Here is a 20,461-nt window from a genome sequence, read left to right on the forward strand (position 1 = left end):
AGCCACCACCGTTCCACCCATCAGCGGGCGTCCACGACGCAGCGAACGAAGTAAGCAGCCGGCCTCCTTCAGGCTGCTTGCAGCGGCAACCACCCTGGCGATGCCGGCGGCCATGGGCTTGCCCGTGGTGGCAGCCAACGCGGTGCAGGGACCTGTGGGGGCCGGGTTCACCGTTACCCCCTCCGATCTTTCCTTCATCCTGAAGCAGATTAAGATCGCCGAGGCCCATGTTGCCAACACGACCTCTGAAACAGGACCATGCGGTGCCCTTGTCGGCACCGGCCCCAACCAACTGGCAAGCCCGCTGCTCTCGCTCGGTCTCCGCACGGTGGACGGCAGCTGCAACAACCTCCAGCCCGGCCAGGAGAATTTCGGGGCCACGGACCAAGTGTTCCCGCGACTGGGTTCGAAGTCTTTCGGCGACGCTGAGAGCGGTTCTTTCGGTGGCCCGCCGGTGGCGACCAGCTATAAGCAGAAGTCCGGGGTGGTTTTTGACTCGCAGCCACGCACGATCAGCAACCTCATCGTTGACCAGACCTCGACCAACCCTGCGGCCGTGGCGGCGGCCCGGTTCCCGGCGCGTACCCAGGGCAACGAAGGTGTTGTGCCGTGCACCACGGACCCGAACGCAACCGTTGAACCCCCTGTTGCCGGGGTTCCGGCCGGGTGTGTGCCGTCCGGTCAGACGCTGATGATCCCGAACGTGACCACCGACGTCGGACTTTCTCCGCCGTACAACTCGCTCTTTACCCTTTTTGGCCAGTTCTTTGACCACGGCGTGGACCAGACGGTCAAGGGTGGGGGCACCGTTTTCGTGCCGCTGAAGGCGGACGACCCACTCATCGCGGGTCCGGACCGCATCGCAGGCAACGCCGATGACCTTCCTCCGCAGAAGCGGTTCATGGTCTTGACCCGCGGCCAGAACCAGGCGGGCGCGGATGGCGTCAGGGGCACTGCGGACGACGTCCAGGACACGACCAACACCAACTCTCCCTGGGTCGACCAGAGCCAGACCTACACTTCCCACCCGTCGCATCAGGTCTTCCTGCGCGAGTATGTTAACAATGCTGCGGGCCGGCCGGTATCCACCGGCAAGCTTCTCGGCGGCCCGGCCGGGCCGACTTCCGGAGGCATGGCGACCTGGGCGACCACGAAGGCGCAGGCCTCGGCGCTGCTGGGAATCCAGCTTCTTGACCGTGACGTCGTGAACGTTCCGATGCTTGCAGTGGATCCTTACGGCAAGTTCGTTCCCGGCCCTGCCCGCGGCCTTCCCCAGTTCGTGACGGAGACAGGCCTCGTTGAAGCCGACCGGGCAGCAAACGGCGGCAAAGGAACCCTGGTTCCCTCGAATGTGCGGTATTTCGACACGCCGTTCCTGACCGACATCGCACACAACGCTGATCCTTCGCCGAAGGACAGCGACAACAACCCTTCCACCCCACCAGTCGTCCCCGTCCCGGACTCCGACGCCACGGCATCTGCTGACTTTGAGAATCAGCCAGCGGGTACTTACGACGACGAGATGCTGAACGCCCACTTCATCGCCGGTGACGGCCGCGTCAACGAGAACATTGGGCTGACGGCTATTCACCAGATCTTCCATTCCGAGCATGACCGCCTGGTCGGCGACATAAAAAAAGTCCTCACCAACGACACCTCCGCCACCGGTACTGCAGCGCTCGCCGAATGGAAGTCGGCGGACGGTGCGGACGGGTGGAACGGGGAGCGTCTCTTCCAGGCCGCCCGGTTCATCACCGAAATGGAGTACCAGCACCTGGTGTTTGAGGACTTCGCGCGTAAGGTCCAGCCGGCGATCAACCCGTTCCAGCCGTTCGCGTTCACGCAAACGGACATCAATCCGGCAGTGAAAGCCGAGTTCGCCAGCGCCGTCTACCGCTTCGGCCACTCGATGCTGACGGACACTATTTCCCGTCGCAACGAGGACCAGCCCGGGCCTGATGCCGTTTTTGGCACATCAGACGACATACCTGGCTCTCAGAACGATATTTCGCTGCTGGAGGGGTTCCTAAACCCCCCGGCTTACACCGACGGCGGCCCGGCGGGCCCGCTGACCTCAGAGGAGGCAGCCGGCAGCGTCATCATGGGCATGTCCGACCAAGTAGGCAATGAACTGGACGAGTTCGTTACGGAGACTCTGCGAAACAACCTGCTGGGTCTTCCCCTGGATCTTGCGGCCATCAACATCACCCGTGCCCGCTCCGAAGGTATCCCGACGCTGAACAATCTGCGCAAGGAACTGCACGGTTCGACCAACGATGGGCAGCTCAAGCCCTACACAAGCTGGATCGACTTCGGCGAAAACCTCAAGAATCCGGGGTCCCTGGTCAACTTTGTGGCCGCCTACGGCAAGCACCCGACCATTACCGCGGCCACAACGTTGGAGGCCAAGCGGACAGCTGCGCGGAAAATAGTCAGCCCGGATACCCTTGCAGGCGACGTCCCACCCGATGACGCCGCGGCATTCATGAACAGCACGGGTGCCTGGGCGAATGACGGGACGGTCTCGATCACCGGACTCGACAACGTCGATCTCTGGGTCGGCGGCCTCGCGGAACGGACCAACCTGTTCGGCGGGCTCCTCGGCAGCACCTTCAACTACGTGTTCGAGCAGCAGATGACGGAGCTGCAGAACGCCGACCGGTTCTATTACCTGGCCCGCACCCCGGGCATGAACCTCCGTGCCCAGCTCGAAGGCAACTCCTTCACAGAGCTGATGATGCGCAACACCAACGCCAAGGCACTGAAGGCCGACGCATTTGCCACCGCAGATTGCAAGTTCGAATTGAAGAACCTGGCCGGGACCGCAGCGGCATTCACAGCCTCGGGCAATACCGTGGCTGACGACCCGGCTTCGGAGTGCAACGAGGCGAAGGTCCTGATCCGCATGCCGGACGGCACGATCAAGTACCGGGCATCCAACACCGTTGACCCGGCAGGCATCAACGGCCAGGCGGTCTACAACGGCACGAACAGCGTGGATCGCATTTACGGTGGCGTGGACAATGACACCTTTTGGGGCGGTCCCGGAAACGACGTTATCGAAGGCGGTGACGGTGCCGACGTCGCTCTGGGCGGCGAAGGAAGTGACATCATCACCGACACGGCCGGCGATGATGTGCACAAGGGCGGCCCGGGCAACGACGCCATCGATGCCGGCCCTGGCCTGGACATCCTCATGGGCGGCGACGGTAATGACTTCACCAACGGCGGCGAGAACATCAACGAGACGTTCGCCGGTGAAGGTGACGATTTCGCGATCGCTGGCAAAGGCGAGGACGTTGTCCTTGGGGACGGCGGTAATGACTGGGCGGAAGGCGGAGACGGCCCTGACCTCCTGATCGGTGACTCGAGCAACCTGTTCTTCCTCGACGACTCGCAGAAGCCCGGCAACGACATCCTGTTCGGCCAGGGCGGCGATGACGACTACGACATGGAAGGTGGCGACGACATTGGTCTTGCCGGTCCCGGCGTCGAAAAGGTCGCGGGAGCCTCTGGGTATGACTGGGAGATTGGCCTGGCCGATCCGCAACCGCAGGACGCAGACCTGAACCTGCCCATCCTGCCCCTTGAGATCCTCCAGATTGGCGTTCGCGACCGGTACAACGAAGTTGAGGCGCTCTCCGGCGGCCCGCTGGACGACAAACTGAGGGGCGACGACGTTGTTCCGAGCCAAGTGGGAGGTGAAGGCTTTATCGGCTGCAGCGTTCTGGACCAGAACGGTGTCAACCGTATCGCCGGCCTGAACGAGCTGATCCCGACGCTGCCGACTCCGCTGGCCGACGTCGTGGCAGCCTCGGCGTCCAAGGACTGCCCGGTGCTCAGCGGCACGCACGTCTGGGGCGATGGCAACATCATCCTCGGCGGCGGCGGCAGCGACACCCTTGAAGGCCGCGGCGCCGATGACATCATCGACGGCGACCGCTACCTCAATGTCCGGCTCAGCGTCCGCAACGCTTCGGGCACCGAGATCGGCAGTGCCACGAGCATGACGGCGAAGTACCTGCGGGATGGGGCCGGCAACCTGATCGGCCAGACTCTTCAGGAAGCCGTCTTCGCCGGCACCGTGGACCCGGGCAACATCGTGGCAGTTCGCGAACTCCTTTCCGCCCCCGGCGGCACGGACTCGGCGGTGTTCTCCGACGTCGAAGCCAACTACACCGTGACCACCAACGGCGGAAACGGCCAGCTCGGCTCGCCGGGTTCGGTGACCACCGTGGTCCACAACGGCGGCACCGACGGCACCGATACCCTGCGGAACGTCGAACGCCTGGTGTTCTCCGACAGTGTTGCTCCGGCTGCACCCGTCATCGCCTCCGTAGTCGGCGGCAACGGACAGGCAACGGTCAACTTCACGCCTGCAGGAGGAGCGACCGCAACCGGTTTCAACGTCCGCGTTGTCAACGCAGCGGGCGCCCAGGTCGGCGGGCTCCGCACCGCGGACGCCGATGCCACCAGCCTGGTGGTGACCGGCCTGACCAACGGCCAGGCGTTCCGGTTCCAGGTGCAGGCGGAGAATGCCATGGGCACCAGCCCGTTCTCCGCCCTGTCCGCCGCGGTGACCCCGGCAGCTCCCGTCTTTGCGGGCGCTCCGACCATCGGCACGGCAACGGCAGGCAACGCGCAGGCCACGGTGAGGTGGACTGCCCCCGCGGCAGTTGCCAACGCCACGGCCGTCACGCAGTACCGGGTCCGGGTCTTCGTTGGAGCGGCCGCCACGCCGGCCCGCGAAGTTACCGTCGGCAACGTGACCAACACGGTGGTCACCGGCCTTATCAACGGCACCGGCTACACGTTCGATGTCGCGGCGATCAACTCGGCGGGCACGGGAGCCGCGTCGGCCCGTAGCGCGCTCACCACGCCGCGGACCGAGTTCGTGGCACCGACGATCACCGCCAGGACACCGGCTGTGGGCGCACGTTCGGCCAGCCAGACGGCGAACATCACCGCGACGTTCAGCGAGCCGGTGGCGAACGTCAGTGCCGGAACGGTCGTACTGCGGCTCAACGGCAGCGCGACTCCGATCCCCGCCGCGGTTACGTACAACAACACGACCAGGACGGTGACGGTGAACCCCAACGCCACGCTTCTGGCCGACCGGACGTACAGTATGGCGTTCTCGTCCATCCGCGACACCGCCGGAAACGCGCTGGTACCGTCGGGCTGGCAATTCACCACGGGCCCCGCGCCCACAGTGGCAGCGGCTTCGCCTGCGAACCGCGCGGTGGGAGTGCGGCGGAATGCGAATGTGACTGTCCGGTTCAGCGAGCCGATTGCTACGCCCACCACGGGAACCGTAGTCCTGAGGCTTGGGTCCAGCGTCATACCCGCCACGGTGACGTACAACGCGGCGACCAGGACGGCCACACTGAACCCGTCGGTGACGCTGCAGGCTAACCGGACGTACACGATGGCCCTCTCGGTACGGGACCTGGTAGGAAATCCGACGACCTCCGGGCCGTGGACGTTCACTACAGGTTCGGCGTTGTAGCCGCCTGACAGAAGGCTGGCGGCCCCGCAAGGGCCGCCAGCCTTGCTCCAAGAGCCCACGCCCGGCCCTCCACCACACCGCGCAGCCGCAGCGCAGAGGAGGGCCGGGCGTGGTTTTGTTTGCCGGCGTCTCAGTATTCGGGACAAATGTGGCCGTTCATTGGGTGGACATTATCCGTGATATGTCTGTTTCAACCCGAACCAGGATGGTGGACTTCCAGAACCTTTTCTGGACCAAATCCATCGAGCAGTCAATTGCCGACACCGATGAGCCCGGACGCAAGCTGAAGCGCTCCCTGAGCACCTGGGATTTGATGATCATCAGCACGGCCGTTGCCGTCGGCGCCGGCATCCTTTCGGTCAAGGCCGCTGCGAACTTCGCCGGCCCCGCCGTTACCAAACGGCGAACCACACGGCAACCCTTAGCGAAGCCGTGACGAGCCTGAGCACCGGAACAGTGGTCCTGAGGCTCAACGGCAGTGCCGCTCCCTATCCCCGCCTCGGTCCCGTACAACAACGCAACAAGGACGGTGACGCTCAACCCCAACGCCACCCTCCTCCCCGGACCGGACGTACAAGGTGGCCCTCTCGTCCACACGCGATACAGCTGGAAACACGCCGGCCCCGTCAGGCTGGCAGTTCACCACCGAGGCCCGCACCCACCGTGGTCACGGCGACGCCCGCGAACCGTGCTCTGCGAGTGAGGCGGACGGCAAATGTGACGGTTTATGTTCAGCGAACCGCTTCCTGCCCCGACCACCGGAACAGTTGTCCTGCGGCTTGCTCCCGGCGGCTCTGACTTACAACGCGGCAACTAGAACGGGGACCTTGAATCCGTCAGTTACGCTGCTGGCCAACCGGACGTACATGATGGTAGTATCCGTCCGCGGACCTGGCAGGAAATCCGACCACTACCACGCCGCGGACGTTCACCACAGGCCAGCCAGTCACTTCGGATCCGAACATCACGACAGCGTTAGTTGGCCCGTGCCGGATCAGCGGTCATCCGGCGCCGGAGTCGTCCAATCCACACCCAGCCACGCATGTCAGGTCCCAGCCATGGGCCGCAGTCCCACCCGCGCAAGAAGAACCCCCGCTGGCCATGTGGCTGGCGGGGGTTCTTCTAGCGGCAGGACCACCCGCACAAAGCGATGGGCCTGTCAAGAATTGTAATCTCAATCTTCGACGCTTCGCCATCATGACCGTAAGGACCCTTGCCGCAGCTGCGGCTGCATGCCTCCCAAAGGCTTACAGGAGCCTAGCTAGAAGGGCCGGGCGGAAGCATTTATGACGGTCAGGCGCCGAACAGCCGGGGCACGACCCCGGAGCTGGCGAGGATGAACAGGCCCAGCCCGATGAACACCGCAGGGACCAGCCAGTGTTCTATCTTCTCCAGGGTCTCGGTGACTTTCGGGTGGGTGCCCACAACGCGTCCCAGTACGCACCAGACGGCGACCAGGATGAGGAACACAATGATGGTGACCACGGTGTCCTGGGGGCGCATGGTGCGGAAGATCGGGGTGTAGATGGCGATGTTGTCCGCGCCGTTGGCGATGGTGATGCCGGCGACGCTGAGCAGACCGACTGCACTGACGGCACCTTCCGCTTCCTCTTCCCCGCGTCTGCGCAGGAAACGGATCAGCCCGACCACCCCGATGGCCAGCGGGACCAGGCCGAGCCATCCCACCCATTCGTCCGGGACAAGCGTCAGCCCAAGGGCGGCCAGGACGCTGATGCCGACCAGGGTGATGAATCCCAGATACTGCCCGCCGACGATCTCCCAGGGCCGGGGCCGGCCTTTAGCGGAGGCCAGGAACAGGACAGTCAAAACGACGATGTCGTCGATGTTCGTGGCGGCGAACATGGCTGCCGCGGCTGCGATGATGCCAAGCATGGGCCTGTACCTCTCAGTGTGTCCGGCCGCGGGTTGCATACCCGCCGGGTGGGTCAGATGGACGTCGTGAAGGTTCCGATCAGGTTCTGCAGGCTCAGGATCCAGGTGGTCCAGATGCCGGAGACCATCAGGATCCCGACGAGGATCAGGGTCGCGGCTCCTGCGAGGTTGAAGGCCCTGATGTTCCTGCGCACGAAGCCCAGGGTGCCGGTGACCCAGCCAAAGCCCCGGGCGACGAGGAGGAAGGGGATGCCCAGGCCGATGCAGTAGGCGAAGCCGAGCAGCGCCCCGCGCCAGGCCGAGCCGGTGGTGGTGCTCAGCGCCAGGACGGCACTGAGGGTCGGGCCGATGCAGGGGGTCCAGCCGAGCCCGAATCCGACGCCCAGCAGGGGGGCGCCGGCCAGGCCGGTGTTCGGTTTCCAGGCCAGCTTGGCCGTGCTCTGCAGGAACGGGATCTTCCCGGACAGGGCCACCCCCATCACGATCACGACCACACCCAGGACCCGGGTGATCACGTCGCTCCAGCTCACCAGCCAGTACCCGATGGTCCCGAAGGCCGCACCATACAGGGTGAAGACCGCGGCGAAGCCAAGGATGAACAGCCCCACGCCGGCGGTGGTCCGCCGGCGTGCGGCCTTCCCGTCGGTTCCGGCGAGACCGGAGACGTAGCCCAGATAGCCCGGGAGCAGGGGCAGGACACAGGGTGAGATGAACGAGACCAGACCGGCGATGACCGCCAGGGGCACGGCCAGGAGCAGGGCTCCGGACTGCACACCTTCGGCGAAGAACCCGCCCAGGCTCACGCCCTGTTCTCCGGGTCCTTACCGGGCCGCAACATTCCCAGCACCAGGACGGCGGCTCCCACTGTGACGAAGACGTCGGCGAGGTTGAACGTCGGGAACCATCCGCTGTGCAGATAATCCACGACCCCGGCCCCGTCTAGCCGGTCGATGAAGTTCCCGACGGCGCCGCCGGCAACGAGGATCCCGCCGGCAAAGGAGGTCCTGGACATCTTCGGGGCGCTGACGGTCAGCCAGGTCAGCAGAGCGGCGATGATGACCCCGGTACCGGCCACCACAACACCGGTCGGCAGGGAAGCGCCGAGGCTGAAGGCCACGCCTGTGTTGTACAGGAGCTTGATCGTCAGCAGCGGCGTCTCGATCACCTCTCCCCGGGAGAGGTTTGCCTCGGCCTGGGCCTTGATGAACAGGTCGGCTCCGGCCAGCAGGAGCGCGCCGATCAGCAGCCCGCCCCGGCGTATCCGCGGCCGGGACGGGGGCCTGTTCCGCACCGGTGTTGTCGCGCTCACCGGGCCGGTTCCAGGTTGGGGACGGTGTCCTGGGTGACCGGGATGGTGCCGTACTTGCTCACCCTGCCGGCGCGGACACCGTTGGCGATGACGACGATTTCGGCCAGTTCGTGGATCAGGACGACCGCTGCCAGGCCCAGGATGCCGAACAGGGCCAGCGGGATCAGCACCGCGATCAGGGCCAGGGACAATCCCACGTTCTGGAACATGATGCGGCGGGTGCGGCGGGCGTGCTCCAGTACCTGGGGCAGGTGGTGCAGGTCCTCACCCATCAGGGCGATGTCGGCGGTTTCGATGGCCACGTCGGTGCCCATCGCGCCCATCGCGATGCCGGTGTCGGCGGTGGCCAGGGCCGGGGCGTCGTTCACGCCGTCCCCGACCATGGCGGTCGGCTGCCGGTCCTTCAGGGTGCGGATGATGTCCGCCTTGTCTTCGGGGCGCAGGTCGGCGTGGACTTCGGTGATGCCCGCTGCCTTGCCCAGGGCCTCGGCGGTGAGCCTGTTGTCCCCGGTGAGCATGGCGGTGGTGTAGCCGGCGCGGTTCAGGCGTTCAATGACGGCCTTGGCTTCGGGGCGGAGTTCGTCCCGGACGGCCACGGCACCGATGAGGACAGATTGCTCCTCGACCAGGACCGCTGTCGCGCCGCCGGCCTGCATTCGCCGGACGGTTTCCTTCAGCTCCCCGGGGGCGATCCATCCGGGCCGGCCGAGCCGGGCACTGTGCCCGTCGATGGTCCCTTCGAGCCCGGCCCCGGGAACGGTGTTCAGGTCGGTGACGGTGGCCCGGTCGGTGGTGGCGGCGAGGATGGCCCGGGCGAGCGGGTGTTCGCTGCGTTCCTCAAGTCCGGCGGCGACGGCCAACACCCGCTCGGTGGTGGAGGAGGCGGTGGCGGCGACTTCGATGACTGCGGGTTTGTTCCGGGTCAGGGTCCCGGTCTTGTCCAGGGCGATGGTGCGGATTTTGCCCAGGGTTTCCAGGGCGCCTCCGCCCTTGATCAGGACACCCATCCGGCTCGCGGCGCCGACGGCGGCGACCACGGTCACGGGCACGGAGATGGCCAGGGCACACGGTGAGGCTGCCACCAGGACCACCAGGGCACGTTCGATCCACAGGAGCGGCTCGCCCACGATGAAACCGAAGACGGCGATGAGCGCGGCGGCGATCAGGATGCCGGGGACGAGCTTTTTGGCGATGGAGTCGGCCAGGCGCTGGCCGGGGCCCTTGCGGGACTGCTCGGCCTCCACGATGTGCACGATCCGGGCCAGGGAGTTGTTCTCCGCGGTGCTGGTGACCTGGACCTCGAGCGGGCCGGTGCCGTTGATCGAGCCGGCGAATACTTCACTGCCGGGTCCGGCCTCGACCGGGACTGATTCGCCGGTCAGGGCCGAGGTGTCCAGGGAGGTGCGTCCGGTCAGGACGCGCCCGTCGGTGGCCAGGCGCTCACCGGGGCGCACGACCATGGTCTCACCCAGCACCAGCTCGGACGGGGAGACGGTAACTTCGGTTCCGTTGCGCAGGACCCTGGCCTCGGAAGGGACCAGGTCCAGCAGCGCCCGCAGCCCGCGCCGGGTGCGCGCTACCGAGTATTCTTCCAGGCCCTCGGAGATGGCATAGAGGAAGGCCAGCATCGCCGCTTCCTCGATCTGGCCCAGGATGACGGCGCCCACGGCCGCGATCGTCATCAGCGTGCCGACACCGATTTTGCCCTTGGCCAGCCGGCGCAGGGTGGAGGGAACGAACGTCCACGCTGCGACCAGCAGCGCCGCGGCCTCCAACGGCAAGGTGACCCACTCGGATGCGTCGAGCAGCGACGCAATCCACGCCACCAGCAGCAGGACTCCGGAGACCGCGGCCGCGCGGACCTCGGTCACCTGCCAGAAGCCCTCGGCTTCTTCCTGGCCTTCTTCTGTTTCCGGCTTGTCATCGCCGCATCCGCACGCGTCGCTCACAGTTGCTCCTCTTTGGTGGTCGCGGCGTCGCGGGAAGCGTCGCCGTAGGTCGGGCACAGGCTCACGGCGTTGCCGGTGGCGGCCAAAAGGATCTCGGCCTGGGCCAGGACATCGATCAGTTCCGGACGGGTCAGGGAATAGAACACCTTCCGGCCTTCCGTCCGGCCCGTGACCAGGCCGCAGTCCCGCAGGCAGGCCACGTGCGCGGAGACCGTGGACTGCGCCAGACCCAGTACCTGGGTGAGGTCACCGACACGGGCCTCGCCCCGGGCGATGCGCTTTACGATGGCAAGCCGGGCCGGGTCGGCCAGGGAATGGAACAACGCGGCGGCCGGTTCCAGCCGGGTACCGCTCTTCGTATCAATCGTCATTCACCGATGATATCCAAAGTCGGTGATAGGTGCCAGCCGCAACCTTCATGGCGTTCCGCGTGCAGGTCCGGGGCCAGCGCGCGTGTGGCGCCGCGGCAGGGGTATGTGCGGAGCCGTGTCAGGGCGGCCCGGGCGTCCTGAGAGGATGAAGCCGCTTCGGGGCAGCGCGGGCATCCTGGTAAGGTCGATGCTCAGGTCCTGGGCCGGTACGGTCATGCCGGTCTCCGCGGCCAGTGCCCGGATGGCCCGTCGGATCAGGTCAACGGTGATGTCCTCGCCGGGGCAGCGGTGCCCGGTCCCGGGGTCGCCGGCACCCTGGGGAACCAGGGTGTGGGGGTCCGGCTGCCAAGCGCGGAACCGTGCAGGGTCAAAGCTCTCCGGGTCCTTCCAGATCCGGCCGTCGTGGTTCGTGCCGTACAGATCAAGCAGGGCCCATTGCCCGGCTTTGAACGTGTGCCCCTTCCATTCCAGCGCTTCCCGAGCTGTGCCGCCGACGAAGGGGAAGAACGGATAGTACCGGCGGACTTCCTGGGCGAAGCAGTCCACGTCCGCGTCCTGGCCCGTGTGCAGGAACTCTTTCCATTCCGGGTGCTGCTGCAGTGCCACGGCTGCAAAAACCATGAAGCGGCTGACCGCCACGATGGGCCGGAGCAAGTTGAGAAGTTCCACCGCCGCGATCTCAGCCGCCAGGGCGTTGCCGTGTTCGTCGGTGTGAAATGCGATCGCCGCGGCCGGAGTGTCCCCGGCCGCGTCCGGGCCGCTCCCGCGGAGGGTGCTGATGCAGTCGGCGGCCCATTTTTCGGTGGACCGGCGGCGCCACCGCGCATACCAGTTCGCCGGCCCGACCGCGCCGGCCTTTTCGATCATCAGGCTCAGTTCCCGGGCGCGGCGGCCCACGGTCGCCTGGTCTGCCGGCACTCCGGCCCACTGGCAGGCGGCTGCCGTGAGGATCCGGGACAGCTCCTCGTGGAGTACCACTTCGCCCGCGCCCCGCCACCGCTCCGCCGCGGATCCCCATTCGGTGTCGAAAGCGTGGCCGAGACGTTCCACCGATTCCTTGTTCATCAGTTCACGAAACAGCTGTTTCCGGTGCCGGTGGGCAGACCCTTCGAGGGACTGCACGCTCCCGGCGTCCTGCAGAAGGTGCTGGGCCGAGCGGGGCATGGCCCCCTTGCGGCCGAACCGGCCACCGCCGTAGAAGAACTCCGCCGCCTCCGCGCCGCGGAGGCAGACAACCGGGCGCAGCATCAGCGTTGTGCGGAACAGATCCGTGTCGAACCGGTCGCACCGGCTCGAAATGAACGTGTACCCCTCACGCAGAAGAGCAAGGGAACTCTCAGGCAACTGCACCGTCATGCTGGACCAGCCTTCTCTCGTGCCGCCCCGGCATGGCCGGCGTCAGAGGTGCGCAGGCGGCCCGGGCCCTTCGGGAACCCCAGCGTACCTCCCCGGCCGGGACGCCAGGCCGGGAGCGCCATAGCTTTTCCTAGACCTCAAGTGTGGAAGTGATCAGGGCTTTCAGGGTGCTCTTGTCCAGTCCACCCAGGATTCTTGCCGCGACACGGCCTTCTTTGTCCAGCACGAGGGTCGTCGGGACCGCCTGGGGCGGAACGAAGCGGGTCATGGCCAGCAGCACCTTCCCGTCCTTGTCCTGCACGCTCGGATACGTCACGCCGAAGGTCCGCTCAAAGGCCTCCGCCGTCGGCTTTTCATCCCGGACGTTGATCCCGTAGAACAAGACTCCCTGTGGAGCGAACTCCTGGTACAGCGATTCCAGGTGCGGGGCCTCCACCCGGCACGGGGCGCAGGCTGCGTACCAGAAATTCAGGACCGTGACCGCGCCGGACCAGTCACTGGAGCTGACGGGCGTGCCGTCATAAAGGTTCGCGTTCAAGGCCACCGGAGCGCCGCGCGTCTCCTCGGCGTATTCCTGCACCGATCCGTCACCGGCAATGTAGTTCTTGTTATCCCCTGCCGCCGCCTGCTGGGCGAGGGGGTCGGGTCCGGCGCAGGCGGCCAGGCCAAGGGAGGCCACAGCCGCCAGACCGGTAAAGATGCTGCGCCGGGTCAGTCTGCCGCCGCCGGATGGAGTGTTCATCAAATAGCTTCCTCGTATGACGTGGAGGGGTGGTCCGGGACGCCGCGCACCTGTCCTTCGGGCTGCGGGAACCGCCCCTGCCCGGGGTGCCTTTTTCACGCCACACCCAGGCTCAGCTTTCAACCGGAATCGGTTCAATCGTGTCTAGGCGATATTATCAGGAAGGGGGGTGGCGAAGCGCCGGCCACCCACTTGTACTAATTCTACGTAAGGTAGAACTGCGGGGTCGCAGGCCTCACCCGCTCTTGACACCCCGACTGGAAGGCAGCGATGTCCCTACCTGACGCCCCGGACGCTCCGACAGCGCCGGTCCCCCCGCCGCTGGGTCCCGCCGGGATGCTGCGCTGGGCGTGGACCCAGCTGACCAGCATGCGGACGGCGCTTTTTCTGCTGCTTTTGCTGGCCGTGGTCGCGGTGCCGGGCTCTTTGTTCCCGCAGCGCCCGGCGAACCCTGCCGTGGTGACCCAGTACATCAAGGACCGCCCGGAGTACGGAAAGATCCTTGACTCGCTCCAGCTCTTCGATGTCTATTCCTCGGCGTGGTTCTCCGCGATTTACATCCTGTTGTTCATCTCCCTCATCGGCTGCGTGATCCCCAGGGCCCGGGCACACTGGAAAGCCCTGCGTTCAGCCCCGCCGCGGACCCCCCGGAGGCTGTCCCGCCTGCCCGAATACGGCACGCTCGCGCTGCCGGCGGACGCCGCTGTCGGCCCGGGCGACGCCGTCCGGGACGCAGCCGCAGTACTGAAGAAACGCGGCTACCGGGTCGACATCCGCGACGCCGGCGCCGCGATGCCCTCCCTCGGAGCCGAACGGGGGCTGCTGCGGGAAGTCGGCAACCTCCTCTTCCACACCGCCCTGATCGGCGTGCTGGTTTCCGTCGCGGTCGGAGGGTTGTTCGGCTACCGGGGCCAAAAGATCATCATCGAAGGCGACACCTTCGTCAACACCCTCGTCGGCTACGACAACTTCACCCCCGGCACCAACTTCCAGTCCGCCTGGCTGGACCCGTTCGCCGTCACCCTGGACAAGTTTGAAGTCCGTTTTGACCGCGAATCCACCCGGCAGTTCGGCCAGCCCATCGATTTCAAAGCCTCTCTGACGACCCGGAACAGCCCGGACGCGGCCCCGCAACAGCAGGTCCTGAAAGTCAACGAACCGGTCTACTTCGGCGGAACCGGCATCTTCCTCGTCGGCAACGGCTACGCACCCATCGTCACCGTCAAAGACGGGGACGGGAACACCGCGTTCAGCGGCCCTGTCGTATCCGTCCCCAACGACGCCGTGTACACCTCCACCATTGTCCTCAAGGTCCCGGACGCCTCGCCCTCCCAGCTGGGTTTCGTCGGGTTCTTCCTGCCCTCGGCCATCAAGAACCAGGATGGTGTGTCCTACAGCTTCGACCCGGACCCGCTGAACCCGCAACTGAACCTGAACTCCTACTACGGTGATCTCGGGCTCGATACAGGCAAACCCCAGAACGTCTACAACCTGGACGTAAAGACCCTCACCCAGCTCAACGGCCGGGATCTGCCGGCCGGCGGGATTGTCCTGGACGCCGGGCAGAGCTACACCCTCCCGGAGGGTAAAGGCTCCATCAGCTTCGACGGGCTCAAACGCTACATCGGGGTGGACATCCGCACAGTCCCCGGCCAGGACGGGGTCCTGATCTTCTCACTGATCGCCGTCGCCGGGCTGATCGTGTCCCTGTACGTGAACCGCCGCCGCGTCTGGCTCCGCGCCGGCGCCCACGAGGACGGCCGAACCATGATCGAATACGGGCTGCTGGCCCGCGGCGAAGACCACCGGCTCGCACCCGAAGCCGCCGCCATCCGCGCCCGGCTCATGGCCCGCTGGAACCTCGCCGAGCCCCACGCGACCGACGCCGTCAACGCCCCTGCCCGCTCACCGAAGGAGCACTAATGCCGGACATCAACGAAACCATGGGCCAATACAGCGAGCTGTTCATGCTCCTGGCCGCAGGCACCTACACCGTGGCGTTCATCGCCTTCGCCTGGGACCTGGCCCGCAGCAGCAAGGTCCTGCGCGCGGTGGATCTCAAAGCCGCAGAGGCGGCCCCCGCACGTGCCGGCGTTCCGGTCAGCGCCGGAATCAGCGCCGCCGCTTCCGTTGACCGCCTGGCCTCCCACGTCGGCGGCCCGGCCGGCATAGCCGAACGCCCGAGCTCAACCGCCCGCCGAACAGGAACGGATGCGGCCGGCGCAGGCCAAACTGCCGAACCCGGCATGCGCTACGCCCCGGAACGGCGCGTCCCGGCCCGGGTGGCGGTGGCCCTCACGATACTCGGCGCCCTGATCCACGGCGCCGGCGTGGTCACCCGCGCGTTCGGCGCGGGCCGGGTGCCATGGGGCAACATGTACGAGTTCCTCACCACCGGCGCCTTCGTCGCCGTGGCGGTATTCCTGCTCGCGCTGATCCGGCGCGACCTGCGCTTCCTGGGCACCTTCGTGATCGGTCTGGCCATCATCATGCAGGTGGCCGCCTCGATCGCCTACTGGACGCCCGTGGGGCACCTCGTTCCGGCGCTGCAGAGCTACTGGCTGATCATCCACGTCTCCATCGCCGTGCTCTCCTCGGCACTGTTCACCCTGACCTTCGCGATGTCCGCCCTGCAGCTCGTCCAGTCCCACCGCCAGAAAACCGTAGCTGCCGGAGGCCCCGACAGGCTCGGGTTCATGCGTCTCGTTCCCTCGGCGCTCAGCCTGGAGAACCTGTCCTACCGCATCAACGCGCTCGGTTTCATCGGCTGGACCTTCACCCTGATGTTCGGTGCCATCTGGGCCGAAAAGGCCTGGGGCCGCTTCTGGGGCTGGGACACCAAGGAAGTCTGGACCTTCGTCATCTGGGTGGTCTACGCCGGCTACCTCCACGCCCGCGCCACCCGCGGCTGGACCGGAACCCGCGCCGCCTGGCTGTCCATCGTCGGCTACCTGTGCGTGGTGTTCAACTTCACCATCGTGAACCAGTTCTTCAACGGCCTGCACTCCTACTCCGGCCTGTGATGTCCTCACAGCTGCCCGGGCGTACCAACCGGCCGCGGCGGGACCAGGGCATGCTGCTTTCGGCGGCCGCCGTCCTGTGGCCGCTTCCTGATACCTACTTTCAGTGAGCTCGGACCATGCAATCGTTCTCCACGCAGGAGATCTTCCTGCCTTCACCAACGCTGAGCGCCGTCGCGCTCGGTCCCCTGACGATCCGCTTCTACGCGCTCTGCATCCTCGCGGGCATCGCTGTCGGCACCTGGCTGACCGTCCGCCGTCTCAAGGCCAGGGGCGGGACCTCGTCACAGGCACTGGACATTGTGATGTGGGCCGTCCCCTTCGGCATCGTCGGCGGCCGGCTCTACCATGTGATCACCGACAACCAGTTCTACTTCGGGCCCGGTAAGGACCCCTGGCGTGCCCTGCGGATCTGGGAAGGCGGCCTTGGCTGGGGCGCGGTCGCCCTCGGGCTGGTCGGGGCAGCTATCGGTGCCCGCCGCGCCGGAGTCCGCTTCGCCGCGTTCGCTGACGCCGCCGCTCCCGGACTGCTCCTGGCGCAGGCCCTGGGGCAGGTGGGGAAACTGGTTCAACAACGAAATCTATGGCGCACCCACGGACCTGCCATGGAAACTGCAAACCCACACCATGGACCCAACCACAGGACAGGCTGTTACCACTCCAGAAGGGGCCCCTGAGGTCATCGGCTAATTCCAGCCGACCTTCCTCTACGAATCCCTCTGGTGCCTGACCGCGGCGGCACTGCTGATATTGCTGGACCGCAAATACACGCTCGGAGCAGGAGCGGTCTTCTCCCTCTACATTGTTTTCTACACGGCCGGCCGATTTGCCTTCGAACTGATGCGCTCCGATGAAGCGAACACGATTCTGGGTGCGCGCGTCAACACCTGGGTAGCCGGACTCGTCTTCATCGCCGGGCTGGCCCTCTTCCAAACGCTCAGATCTCGTAGCCGGTCAAAGGTGGAAATGAACGGCACCCTGCCGCACCCGGCACGCTAAAGACCCGGAGGCCGCAATCGCTCCGCACATCATGCCAACGGAACAACCACCCGTCTGGGAAAGACCCCCTGAGGATCCGTATCAGGCATAATAACGGGACAGGACTCACATCCGGGGCCGTGTAGATGCGGGGCTTCATGGGCAAGGCACACTGGCCACCACGGCGACCTTCGGGGCTCCTGTGCTCCCCCTAGCTACGAACAACGCAGCTCCCTCCATCACGGATTCGCCCCTCAATTCGCTCCATCGGGAGGAAAACCATGACCTATGACCTCGTAATCCTCGGAGGCGGCAGCGCCGGCTACGCCGCCGCGCTGCGCGGGTCGCAGCTTGGCATGACGGTGGCCCTGATTGAGGGCGACAAGCTTGGCGGGACCTGCCTGCACCGCGGATGCATCCCAACCAAGGCGCTGCTGCATTCAGCAGAAGTGGCCGACACTATCCGGGAGAGCGAAGCATTTGGCGTGGAGAGCGCCTTCGGCCGCGTCGATATGGCGGGCGTGACAAAGTTCAAGGAAGGCGTCGTCTCGCGCCTGCACAAAGGACTCCAGGGTCTCGTCGCCTCCCGCAGCATCGACCTGCTCCAGGGATGGGGAACCCTTGCCGCTGCGGACACGGTAGAAGTCAACGGCACCCGCTACCAGGGCAAAAACATTGTCCTGGCCACCGGGTCCTATTCGAAGTCCCTGCCCGGCCTGGACATCAGCGGACGGGTGATCACCTCCGAACAGGCACTCGGAATGGATTTCGTCCCCAAGAGCGCACTCATCCTCGGCGGCGGCGTGATCGGTGTGGAACTCGCCTCGGTCTGGGCTTCCTTCGGCACCGAAGTGACCATCATCGAAGCCCTTCCGCGCCTCATCGCCAACGAGGACGAATCCCTGTCCAAAGGCCTCCAGCGGGCCTTCACCAAACGCGGCATCAAGTTCCTCACGAACACCATGTTCGCGGGCGTCTCCCAGAACGATGAGGGCGTTTCCGTCACCACAAAGGACGGCAAGACCCTGGAGGCCGACGTGCTGCTCGTGGCCGTGGGCCGCGGCCCCGTCACAGCGAACCTCGGCTACGAAGAAGCCGGCATTCCTACAGAGCGCGGCTTCGTGCCCACCAATGAACGGCTGCACACCGGCATCGGCAACGTATACGCCGTCGGCGACATCGTGCCCGGACTTCAGCTTGCCCACCGGGGTTTCCAGCACGGGATCTTCGTCGCTGAAGAAATCGCCGGCCTCAATCCGGCGTCCATCATCGAATCGAACATCCCGCGCGTTACCTACTCCGAGCCCCAGGCCGGCTCTGTCGGCCTCACCGAGGCCCAGGCGAAGGAACAGTTCGGCGCCGACGGCATCGAGACGGTCGAGTACAATCTCGGCGGGAACGCCAAAAGCCAGATGCTGCAGACCGCGGGCTTCATCAAACTCATCCGCCAAAAGGGCCCGATCATCGGCGTACATATGCTCGGCGCACGGGTCAGCGAGCTCATCGGCGAAGGCCAGCTGATGGTCAACTGGGAAGCCTATCCCGAGGACGTCGCCAGCCTCGTCCACGCCCACCCCACCCAGAACGACGCCATCGGCGAAGCCGCCCTCGCCCTGGCCGGAAAACCCCTGCACGCCCACGGCTGACCCGCCCAGCCTGGCTGGGCGTTCAGGCTGGCTTATAGATAGCGGAGCCCTTGGAACTGGCGCTTGTGTTAGGCGCGCTGCCGGGTGGGTTCCTTGGGCACAACCAGGGGAAGGAACCGGACGTAGAGGACCATGCCGATTAGTTCGACAAGAGTTTGGGTGACGACGACCAGCGCGGCCAAGGCCAGCGGCCCGGGAAGCGCCAGCGCCAGGGGCAGCACAACCAGCGAATTTCGGGTCGCGCCACTGAAGACGACGGCGCGGGTGGACGCAGGATCGAGACGGGCGCCCTTGGCCGCCAACACTCCCAGCGGAACCATCACAACCAGGAACGCCGCATAGATCGGAACCACCACAAGCAGCGAGCCGAGTTCCGTGGCGATTCCGGTGATCTGCGAGCCGACAACCACGGCCAGTGTGACCATCATGAGGGGAACCATCAAAGCCTGCATGACCGCCATGACCGCCCGACCCAGGCTTACCCGGCGGGCAAGCGCCTGAGTCACCGCCGCTGCGGCCAAAGGCGCGATGATCAGAACGATCAGGGCCTCGACAAACGGTGCTGGGTCAATGGCCGAAGCCACGTCGGGGCCGGTGAAGACCCACAGAAACACCGGTAGCAGGAGCATCTGAACGAGCATCAGTACCGGAGCAGCGGCCAGAAGCCGGTCACTGGCACCTCCGGCCAAACCCGTGAAGACAATAACGTAATCGATGCACGGCGTCAGGAGTACGAGCATGACCCCGACCACCAGCGCCAGATCTCCGGCGACAAACCGAGTCAGGCCAAACACCACAGCGGGAACGACGACGAAGTTCAGGGCCAGAACTGTCATCAAAAACCGCAGATCCCTGACTGCCGCACCCGTGGACGCAAAGGGAATCCCGAGAAAAGTCGCGTAGAGCAACAGGCCGAGGACGGGGTAAATCGAATGCTTCAGCGCCCCCACCGATCCGGGGGCAAGAAAGCCGATGGCAATGCCTGCGACGATGGCCAAAAGGTACAGGCCGATCTGATGACGCTCCATCCGCGCGAGGAGGTTCCGGGTATTCACCGAACCCATGCTAGGTGACGTGATCCTAGAACCAGATTTCCTACAAAAGGCGTCTGAGTTATCTCTTCTCCCCGGACGTGCGGACGGTCTTCTTCGTGGGCATGGAAGTTAGCAACGGCTCTTGGCGGTTGCTGAATGAAGGCAGCGCCGCGCTGATCAAGTCAACGACCAGCGCTGCTGCTCCCCAGCCGCGGCGAAATCCGGCAAAACGAATTGCATTGCCCGCGCCAATGTCGGCAGCTGGTGCACGGTCACGTTGCGGAGGGAAGATCGGCGCTAGAACCAGAAGCAGACTGAGGGCGCACAACGCATTTACCTGCTGAAATACTGGATTATGGACTACGAACTCCGGATCATCCCCGAATGCCCCAACAGCGCATTGGCCCTCAGCCTGTTCCACCATGCCTTGGCAGCGGAAAACTTGGACGGAGACATTCGCGTTGTTGAACTGGACAGCGAGGAACAAGCCGAGATGTTGCACTTCCACGGCTCACCCTCATTTATCGTGGACGGCCGTGACCTGTTCCCCTCAACAGCATCTCCAGCCCTGACGTGCAGGGTCTATGAAGGCGTTGACGGCTTGGCTGGGTTGCCGCAGCTTGTGGATGTTCAAGCTGCACTGCGTTTGGGGCC

13 protein-coding genes and 2 pseudogenes are annotated in these 20,461 nt (G+C 65.6%); 6 read left to right on the plus strand and 9 right to left on the minus strand.

What is annotated here, in order from left to right:
• Window positions 1-124 precede the first annotated feature (124 nt).
• The gene (locus tag BWQ92_RS00885; protein ID WP_236783068.1) at window positions 125-5,509 is read left to right on the plus strand and encodes a peroxidase family protein; all 5,385 of its coding nucleotides are present in this window, start codon (window positions 125-127) and stop codon (window positions 5,507-5,509) included.
• Between the two features lie 205 nt (window positions 5,510-5,714).
• A pseudogene (locus BWQ92_RS00890) lies at window positions 5,715-5,906 on the plus strand (amino acid permease); the annotation flags it as partial.
• Between the two features lie 896 nt (window positions 5,907-6,802).
• On the opposite strand, the gene BWQ92_RS00895 reads toward BWQ92_RS00890, so the two are convergent.
• The 7 genes from BWQ92_RS00895 to BWQ92_RS00925 form a co-directional block, all read right to left on the minus strand.
• Window positions 6,803-7,402: a cadmium resistance transporter gene (locus tag BWQ92_RS00895; RefSeq protein ID WP_076797823.1), complete on the minus strand. Its 600-nt coding sequence runs from the start codon at window positions 7,400-7,402 to the stop codon at window positions 6,803-6,805.
• A gap of 53 nt (window positions 7,403-7,455) precedes the next feature.
• Entirely contained in the window at window positions 7,456-8,205 is a 750-nt protein-coding gene (locus tag BWQ92_RS00900; RefSeq protein WP_076797824.1) for a cytochrome c biogenesis CcdA family protein, read from the minus strand.
• Complete coding sequence (gene lspA, locus BWQ92_RS00905) at window positions 8,202-8,711, minus strand: signal peptidase II (RefSeq protein WP_076797825.1); 510 nt, start codon at window positions 8,709-8,711, stop codon at window positions 8,202-8,204. Before lspA ends, BWQ92_RS00900 begins: the two co-directional genes overlap by 4 nt.
• Window positions 8,708-10,660: a heavy metal translocating P-type ATPase gene (locus BWQ92_RS00910; protein WP_076797826.1), complete on the minus strand. Its 1,953-nt coding sequence runs from the start codon at window positions 10,658-10,660 to the stop codon at window positions 8,708-8,710. Before BWQ92_RS00910 ends, lspA begins: the two co-directional genes overlap by 4 nt.
• The gene (locus BWQ92_RS00915) at window positions 10,657-11,031 is read right to left on the minus strand and encodes an ArsR/SmtB family transcription factor (RefSeq protein ID WP_076797827.1); all 375 of its coding nucleotides are present in this window, start codon (window positions 11,029-11,031) and stop codon (window positions 10,657-10,659) included. The genes BWQ92_RS00910 and BWQ92_RS00915 overlap by 4 nt, the downstream gene beginning before the upstream one ends.
• Window positions 11,032-11,076: 45 nt before the next feature.
• Window positions 11,077-12,387, minus strand: a complete 1,311-nt coding sequence (locus BWQ92_RS00920) for a cytochrome P450 (protein ID WP_236783069.1) — start codon at window positions 12,385-12,387, stop codon at window positions 11,077-11,079.
• 130 nt (window positions 12,388-12,517) lie between these two features.
• Entirely contained in the window at window positions 12,518-13,129 is a 612-nt protein-coding gene (locus BWQ92_RS00925; protein WP_076797828.1) for a TlpA family protein disulfide reductase, read from the minus strand.
• Window positions 13,130-13,399: 270 nt separating this feature from the next.
• On the opposite strand from BWQ92_RS00925, the gene resB reads away from it, so the two are divergent.
• The 4 genes and pseudogenes from resB (at window position 13,400) to lpdA (ending at window position 18,773) form a co-directional block, all read left to right on the plus strand.
• Window positions 13,400-15,052, plus strand: a complete 1,653-nt coding sequence (resB, locus tag BWQ92_RS00930) for a cytochrome c biogenesis protein ResB (protein WP_076797829.1) — start codon at window positions 13,400-13,402, stop codon at window positions 15,050-15,052.
• Window positions 15,052-16,152 carry a c-type cytochrome biogenesis protein CcsB gene (gene ccsB, locus BWQ92_RS00935; RefSeq protein ID WP_076797830.1) on the plus strand — a complete coding sequence of 367 codons (1,101 nt, stop codon included), beginning with the start codon at window positions 15,052-15,054 and terminating at the stop codon, window positions 16,150-16,152. The genes resB and ccsB overlap by 1 nt, the downstream gene beginning before the upstream one ends.
• A gap of 116 nt (window positions 16,153-16,268) precedes the next feature.
• Window positions 16,269-17,148: pseudogene (gene lgt, locus BWQ92_RS24650) on the plus strand (prolipoprotein diacylglyceryl transferase).
• A gap of 260 nt (window positions 17,149-17,408) precedes the next feature.
• Entirely contained in the window at window positions 17,409-18,773 is a 1,365-nt protein-coding gene (gene lpdA / locus BWQ92_RS00945; RefSeq protein ID WP_076797831.1) for a dihydrolipoyl dehydrogenase, read from the plus strand.
• Between the two features lie 68 nt (window positions 18,774-18,841).
• Here lpdA and BWQ92_RS00950 read toward each other — a convergent pair whose 3' ends face one another.
• Together BWQ92_RS00950 and BWQ92_RS23380 are read right to left on the minus strand one after the other, a co-directional pair.
• The gene (locus BWQ92_RS00950) at window positions 18,842-19,837 is read right to left on the minus strand and encodes an arsenic resistance protein (protein ID WP_083706182.1); all 996 of its coding nucleotides are present in this window, start codon (window positions 19,835-19,837) and stop codon (window positions 18,842-18,844) included.
• Between the two features lie 49 nt (window positions 19,838-19,886).
• Window positions 19,887-20,315: a hypothetical protein gene (locus BWQ92_RS23380; protein WP_157365071.1), complete on the minus strand. Its 429-nt coding sequence runs from the start codon at window positions 20,313-20,315 to the stop codon at window positions 19,887-19,889.
• Window positions 20,316-20,461 lie beyond the last annotated feature (146 nt).

This window comes from Arthrobacter sp. QXT-31, assembly GCF_001969265.1.
Classification (GTDB): Bacteria; Actinomycetota; Actinomycetes; order Actinomycetales; family Micrococcaceae; genus Arthrobacter.

Excerpts from the sequence above, each read along its gene's own strand:
- BWQ92_RS00915 (WP_076797827.1), bottom strand. The coding sequence starts at position 11,031 with ATGACGATTGATACGAAGAGCGGTACCCGGCTGGAACCGGCCGCCGCG.
- BWQ92_RS00920 (WP_236783069.1), bottom strand. The coding sequence starts at position 12,387 with ATGACGGTGCAGTTGCCTGAGAGTTCCCTTGCTCTTCTGCGTGAGGGG.
- ccsB (WP_076797830.1), top strand. The coding sequence starts at position 15,052 with ATGCCGGACATCAACGAAACCATGGGCCAATACAGCGAGCTGTTCATG.
- resB (WP_076797829.1), top strand. The coding sequence starts at position 13,400 with ATGTCCCTACCTGACGCCCCGGACGCTCCGACAGCGCCGGTCCCCCCG.
- BWQ92_RS00925 (WP_076797828.1), bottom strand. The coding sequence starts at position 13,129 with ATGAACACTCCATCCGGCGGCGGCAGACTGACCCGGCGCAGCATCTTT.
- BWQ92_RS00950 (WP_083706182.1), bottom strand. The coding sequence starts at position 19,837 with ATGGGTTCGGTGAATACCCGGAACCTCCTCGCGCGGATGGAGCGTCAT.
- BWQ92_RS00895 (WP_076797823.1), bottom strand. The coding sequence starts at position 7,402 with ATGCTTGGCATCATCGCAGCCGCGGCAGCCATGTTCGCCGCCACGAAC.
- lpdA (WP_076797831.1), top strand. The coding sequence starts at position 17,409 with ATGACCTATGACCTCGTAATCCTCGGAGGCGGCAGCGCCGGCTACGCC.